Here is a 6,888-nt window from a genome sequence, read left to right as displayed (position 1 = left end):
CTTCCTGAATATTAGCACTCATTACTAAAGAGTGCTAACTAACAAATTCATAGTATCACTTTTCAATAGGTTTGTCAATAAATTTTTATAAAAAAACTGAAGAAAATATTTTTCTTCAGTCCTTTTCACTACTATTTTTTTATTTTTCTATATAAAATTGACCCATCATTCCCATCTCTTCGTGCTCTAAAATATGGCAATGATATACAACTATTCTCTTCCTCTATTCTTTATTTTATTATGAAAAAATTATATCCCACTTTTACTAGTCAATATATTAAATTTTTTTATTCTTGCCCAATCGGAAAATATTTAAATATATTCCTTACATTTTTATCTTTTGTATGAACATTTCTAAGGTCAAAATAAAAATTATTTCTCATTCTATCCTTTATCTTATTTAGATCCAGTCCTCTAAATTCATTCCATTCTGTTACAAGTACAAGAGCATCTATATCATTAGACATTGTATACTCATCACTACAATAAATTATATTTTTTTCTATATCTGACAATCTCCACTTTGCCTCTTTCATTCCTTCTGGACAATAAGCGTGTATCTTAGCCCCAAGTTTTACAAGTCCTCTAATAATATCGATACTTGGTGCATCTCTCATATCATCTGTATCTGGTTTAAAAGACAATCCTAAAATTCCTATTGTTTTATCTTTTACCCCATTCATCTTCTCAACTATTTTTTCAATAACTTTTCTTTTCTGCTTTTCATTGGCTGCAATAGCTGCTTTTATAACATACATATCCTCTCCAACTTTCTTTCCGATATCCACGATTGCCTTTGTATCTTTTGGAAAACAAGAACCACCATAACCAGGACCACAATGTAAAAATTTTGGTGATATTCTTCCATCCATTCCCATTGATCTTGCAATCTCTTGAGTATTTGCTCCAACTTTTTCTGCAAGTAAAGCTATCTCATTTATAAAAGAGATTTTTACAGCTAAGAATGAATTTGAAGCATATTTTATAAGTTCAGCTGTTTCAATATTTGTAAATAAAAATGGAGTTTCATTTATATATAGAGGATCGTAAACTTTTTTCATTATCTCTCTAGCCTTTTCATTTTTATATCCAATTACAACTCTATCTGGTCTTTGGCAATCTCCAATAGCTTTTCCCTCTCTTAAAAATTCGGGGTTTGAAACAATATCAAACTCTATATCTTTTTCTTTCTTTTCTATCTCCTCTTTTATTATTTTCTCAACCAATTTTCCTGTACCAACTGGAACTGTTGATTTATCAACTATAACCTTATAACAATTAATATATTTTCCTATCTCCTTAGCTACATTTAAAACATAATGCAAATCAGCAGATCCATCTTCTGAGGCTGGAGTTCCAACAGCTATAAAAATAACTTCTGAATTTTCTATTGTATATTTAATATCCGTTGTGAATTCTATTCTCTTAGCTTTTTTATTTTTTAATAATATTTCTTTTAATCCTGGTTCAAAAATAGGAATTTTATTTTCATCTAGCTCTTTTATTCTCTCCTCATTTATATCCATACAAATTACATTGGAACCAAAATCTGCTAAAACAACTCCCTGAACCAATCCTACATATCCTGTCCCTATAACTCCTATTTTCATTTATATCTCACTCCATTTGATAAATTTTCTTACTCCCTCTTCAAATTCAGTTTTAGGATCATAGTTAATCAATCTTCTAGCCTTATTTATATTTGCAAAAGTTATATCAACATCTCCACTTTGTTTTGGATATTCTTTTACATTTCCTTTTTTATCCATTAATTTTTCTATTGTGGATATCATCTCTTTTAAAGAAATGGTATTTGAATTTCCTAAGTTTATAATTTCATAAACTTCTTTATTTTTTAATAGATAATTTATAGAACCTTCAATTCCTTGAACAATATCTCCAACATATGTATAATCTCTAGCACTTGATCCATCTCCATACATTTGAATCTCTTTATCTTCCCTTATAGCCTTTATAAATTTATGAATTGCTAAATCTGGTCTTTGACGTTCTCCAAAAACTGTGAAAAATCTTAATTGAATCATATCTATATTATATAAATGATGATAAATATAACCTAAAACCTCACAAGATTTTTTTGTTCCAGCATATGGAGAAATTTGGAAATCTACATTATCGCTTTCTTCAAATGGAACTTTTTTATTATTTCCATAAACAGATGAAGATGAAGCTTGAATGACTTTTTTTATATTGTATTTTTTACATAACTCTAAAAGGTTTATAAAACCTTGAATATTTACATCTATATATTCTTTTGCCCTTTCAATAGATGGTCTTACTCCTGCAAGTCCAGCTAAATTAATAATAAGTTCTGGTCTTTCTTTTTGAAATATTTTTTCCATACTTTCACTATCTCTTATATCTTCATAATAAATTCTATATGAATCACAATAAAAAAATTTTTCAACCTCTCTTAAAATTTCTTTTTTATCTAAACTTTTTTTCTCCATCTCTTCTAAGAATTCTGAATATTTATCTTTCTTTTTAAAAATTTCAAAAATATTTTTTATTTTTATTCTAAAATCATAAAAATCATCAAAGTTGTCAATGGAAATAACTTTATTTCCCTCTTCTAGTAATCTTTCACAAAGATGAGAACCTATAAACCCAGCTCCCCCTGTCACTAATATTTTCATTTTAATCTCCTCTCTTTTCTAAAAAATAAATTTCTACTATTTCATTTACTTCATTTATATATTTTTCTTTTTTTAAAACTAAATATTTTTCTTTTATCTCTTTTGGTAGATCAGAAAAAAATACAATATTCTTAGGCAATTCTATCCCTTCTTTATAAATATTTATTTTTTTACCAATTCTCCAAACGTCCTCTATCCCAAAATTTTTAGAATATATCTCTTCTTTTGGTGGATTATAATGTAAGATCCTTAAATCTTTATATTCATTACCACAACTATGTTTTTCTATTAAATTTTTATTAATTAATCCATTTAATGTTGTATTAATAATTAAAAATATCAATCCACTCCAAATTACAATCTCTTTTGTTATATCTGCTTTTTTTAATTTTAAAATAAAGTTTACTAACAAAGATAAATATAGAATACTCATCACTAAAAAATAAATTATTGAAATTTTTTCTTTTAAAAATAATGCTATACAAAAACCAATACTTCCTACTAAGATTATTTCTATAAAAATTTTTTGTATATTTATAAGTAGTTTTTCTTTTTTATTTAATCTCTCAATGGTTGTTGTATAAAAATAGTAACAAATATTTCCTACTCCTAAGCTTGAGGTAATAAATAAAGGTATCCCATATCTTTTCTTTTTCATTTTTATTACAGAAATCCCTATCAATACCAAAATATTCCAAAGAAATATAAATTTTGCATACTTTTTATTATCACTAATTTTTTCATTCCAATTTTTTATATAAATAGATATTGTAAAAAATATCCAAATTCCACTGTAAATAAAATAATCCAAATAATAAAAAATAGATTTTTTATGGGAATTCATCCAAGTTGATTCCTCTTTTTTTAAAACTTCTAAAAATATATTATGGTATTTTAAATAAATAATAACAGGCCATAAACTTGATAATCCAATTCCTATTAATAATAAAATGATTATTTTTTTCCAATTTTTTCTATATTTTTCAATTCCAAATATATAGATATGTGCCATAAGAAAAGGTATAAAAAGTCCATAAATTCCAACAGGTCCCTTGCTCAATATACTTCCAGACAAAAATACCCCTGAAATTATAAAATCTTTTATCTTTTCACCTTCCATTCCCTTTACTAGAAAAGTTATCATACCTAAAGCAAAAGCATAGGTATAAAAATCCCAAGTACTTTCATTTCCAACTTTGATAATCATAAAAGTTGTTGAGTAAACAAATCCTACTAAAAAACTTAGTACCATATTTTTTGTTAAATACTTTACTAAATAATAGATAAAAAATACAGAAATAACTCCAACAATAGCAACTGGTATTCTAAATATCCATTCATCTGTAAAATTATTTGTAATCTTCATCATCATCGCAACTAACCAAGTTGGAAGAGGTGGCTTTTCAAATCTTAAATTTCCATTTAAGGTGGTTACTATATAATTTCCATTTTTAACCATCTCTCTAGCTGTTATAAAATTTCTAGCCTCCATTAAGTCTGCTGTCCTCACACAAATATTTGAAAAAAAACTTACCACTGATATAAAAAATAAAGATAATAAATATTTTTTCTCATTAAGTCTATTCAATGGTTTCACCCTCTAAATTTACTTTTTCTTTTTTTAAAAGATAGATATTCCTTGAATAAATTAAAACATTTGGTGCTTGTCCTAAGATAAAAACAGGATCTTTTCTATAAATTGCATAGACTAATAATAGGCTACTTCCTCCTAAACTAAATATCCAAAATGAAAATGGGATTATACTTTTTCCAGCTTTTTCACTGGCTATCCATTGAAGTATAAATCTTATTGAAAAAAGACATTGTCCTACAAATCCCAAAACCATAAAAAAATCTAAACTAGCCATCTATTCCATCTCCTTTTTCAAATTCATATCTTAATTTTCTTTGTTTCATCCATCTAACAGCTATGGCATCTTTTAATCCTTTAAATAATCTATTAAAAATTCCATATTTTGATTTTCCAAACTCTCTATCATAGTGACGAACTGGTATCTCCACTACTTTAAATCCATTTATTCTAGCTAGAGTTGGCAAAAATCTATGCATTCCCTCATATAAATAAAAACTTTCAATAACCTCTCTTTTAAAAAGTTTTAAAGGGCAACCTGTGTCTTGAATATCATCTCCTGTTATAATATTTCTAACAGTGTTCCCTACAAAAGATGATATTTTTCTTTTAATTCCGTCCTCTCTTGTTATTCTTTTTCCATTGACCATATCATATCTATCAATATATTTTAATAAAACATACAAATCATTGGGATCAGTTTGTAAATCTGAATCCATCATAAGAATTAAATCTCCAGTACATTTTTTAAACCCTGCATCTAAAGCTGCTGTCTGTCCATTATTTTTTGTAAAATGATAAACTTTTAAATGACCATTTTTTTCTGCCTCTCTATCTAATATCTCTTTACTTTTATCTGTACTTCCATCATTAACTAAAACTATCTCATAAGATTTAAAACCTTTTTTCAATACATCTTCCACTTTTTTTATAAATCTTAAAATATTTTCTTCCTCGTTAAATATTGGTGCTACTACTGAAATTCGTGTCATTTTTTTATCCTCCTAAAATTTTCTAAAAAAATTATAAAAAAGAATTATTAAAAAATAGTAAAAATTTTAATTTTTTAACCAAATTTTTTTTATTCTAGTCTAAAATATAAAAAGTATTTTAGGAGAGTATAATGAAAAAAATTTTATTAATTGAAGATGACCCAAAAATCAGAAGAGTTTTACAACTTGAACTTGAACATGAAGGATATTTTATCGATCCTTGTGAAGATGGAGGAAAAGCAATTGAAAAAGCTCAAAAATTTGATTATGATATTATTCTTTTAGATTTGATGTTACCTGTTTTATCTGGAGAGGAAGTTTGTAAAAAAATTAGAAGTTTTTCAGATATTCCTATTATAGTTATAACTGCTAAAGATGATACATTTAATAAAGTAGAACTTTTGGATATGGGAGCTGACGACTATATCACTAAACCTTTTGCTATTGAAGAACTTTTTGCAAGAATAAGAGTTTCTCTTAGAAATAAAAATAATTTTAAATCAAATAAAATTTTATCTTATGATGATCTAAAAATGGATCTCACAACAAAAAGATTTTATAAAAATGAGATTGAAATAAATTTAACTAAAACAGAATACAATCTTTTAGAATTTTTTATTATTAATAAAGAGATCTGTATCTCAAGAGAAAAAATAATAGAAGAACTTTGGGGGTTTGATTATTCTGGAGATGGAAAAATTATAGATGTTTATATAAACTCTCTTAGAAAAAAAATAGATGAAAAAACTAAAAAATATTTTCATTCTATACGGGGATTTGGATATATGTTTAAATTAACATTGGAGGAGAAATGAGAAAACTATCTAGAGAATTAACTAAGACTTATCGGTTACTTATTTTTATTTTTTCTATATCTTTTTTAGGATTATTAACCTTCTTTACTCTTTATATAAAACAGGTTTCTCGGGAAGATATTCTGTCTGTTCACAGCTTTTTAAAATATGAAATGCTTGAATTTGAAGAGGAATTCTTTGAGGGCCATAGTCTTGATGAGTTATTTTATGGGGCTCTTGAAGAGGCTCCTAAAGTTAATGGAGTTACAGTAATATTTAAGCATAACAACTCTTTCTATCCAAATGATATTCCTGATCTATATAAAGAAATTTTAGACAGAGATGATTTTTCTAACTCTGTTCAAAGTATTGGCTTTTATAAATATGATTTTTTAGATATTAAGACTATTATTAATAATATAGGTGAAGTTGATTTATTAATAATTAAAGATTTAACTATCGATAGAACTATTATTTTAAATATTATTATACTTTCTTTCTTCCTTATACTATCGACTATTTTCATCAGCATATGTATAAGTAGAAAATTTTATAATAAGTTTATTATTTCTCTTAATTCTTTGCAAGAGATAACAAATAATATCGATCTTAATAATATCGATGATCATTTTGAGTCTGAAAATAATTTCATTGAATTTAATAATGTTATAATCTCCTATGAAAATATGTTAAAAAGATTGAAAGAGCAATCTGATGCTCTTGTTGTTTTTGTTAATAATGCTTCTCATGAATTAAAAACTCCTATTTTTATAATAGATGGATATATCAATTTGATTAAAAGGTGGGGTATAAATAATAAAGAAATCTCCTCAGAAGCCATTGATTCTATATGT

The 6,888-nt window shown here is 25.7% G+C and carries 8 protein-coding genes; 2 read left to right on the top strand and 6 right to left on the bottom strand.

Annotated features, from left to right (window positions below; genetic code table 11):
• Positions 1–139 precede the first annotated feature (139 nt).
• From Q1J48_RS08265 to Q1J48_RS06995, 6 genes are all read right to left on the bottom strand, one after another.
• On the bottom strand, positions 140–214 hold the full coding sequence (locus tag Q1J48_RS08265; RefSeq protein ID WP_367181840.1) for a multicopper oxidase domain-containing protein: 75 nt from the start codon (positions 212–214) through the stop codon (positions 140–142).
• Between the two features lie 73 nt (positions 215–287).
• Positions 288–1,610, bottom strand: coding sequence for a UDP-glucose dehydrogenase family protein (locus Q1J48_RS07015; protein ID WP_300362230.1), 1,323 nt, complete (start codon positions 1,608–1,610; stop codon positions 288–290).
• The gene (locus Q1J48_RS07010) at positions 1,611–2,657 is read right to left on the bottom strand and encodes a GDP-mannose 4,6-dehydratase (protein WP_300362228.1); all 1,047 of its coding nucleotides are present in this window, start codon (positions 2,655–2,657) and stop codon (positions 1,611–1,613) included.
• 1 nt (position 2,658) lies between these two features.
• Positions 2,659–4,245 carry an ArnT family glycosyltransferase gene (locus Q1J48_RS07005; RefSeq protein ID WP_300362225.1) on the bottom strand — a complete coding sequence of 529 codons (1,587 nt, stop codon included), beginning with the start codon at positions 4,243–4,245 and terminating at the stop codon, positions 2,659–2,661.
• Positions 4,238–4,525 (bottom strand): lipid-A-disaccharide synthase N-terminal domain-containing protein, encoded by a 288-nt coding sequence (locus tag Q1J48_RS07000; protein WP_300328469.1) that lies wholly within the window; start codon positions 4,523–4,525, stop codon positions 4,238–4,240. The genes Q1J48_RS07005 and Q1J48_RS07000 overlap by 8 nt, the downstream gene beginning before the upstream one ends.
• On the bottom strand, positions 4,518–5,240 hold the full coding sequence (locus tag Q1J48_RS06995) for a glycosyltransferase family 2 protein (protein ID WP_300328471.1): 723 nt from the start codon (positions 5,238–5,240) through the stop codon (positions 4,518–4,520). The genes Q1J48_RS07000 and Q1J48_RS06995 overlap by 8 nt, the downstream gene beginning before the upstream one ends.
• A 131-nt stretch (positions 5,241–5,371) precedes the next feature.
• Between Q1J48_RS06995 and Q1J48_RS06990 the strand changes: the two genes are divergently transcribed.
• On the top strand, positions 5,372–6,055 hold the full coding sequence (locus Q1J48_RS06990; RefSeq protein ID WP_300328474.1) for a response regulator transcription factor: 684 nt from the start codon (positions 5,372–5,374) through the stop codon (positions 6,053–6,055).
• Positions 6,052–6,888: sensor histidine kinase family protein (locus Q1J48_RS06985; protein ID WP_498040973.1), on the top strand; the 837-nt coding region annotated here is incomplete at its 3' end. The genes Q1J48_RS06990 and Q1J48_RS06985, both read left to right, overlap by 4 nt.

The organism is Fusobacterium sp., from assembly GCF_029258315.1.
GTDB lineage: Bacteria > Fusobacteriota > Fusobacteriia > Fusobacteriales > Fusobacteriaceae > Fusobacterium_B.
Note: the sequence above shows the minus strand (reverse complement) of the source record. Positions and strands in the feature narration are given on the sequence as shown.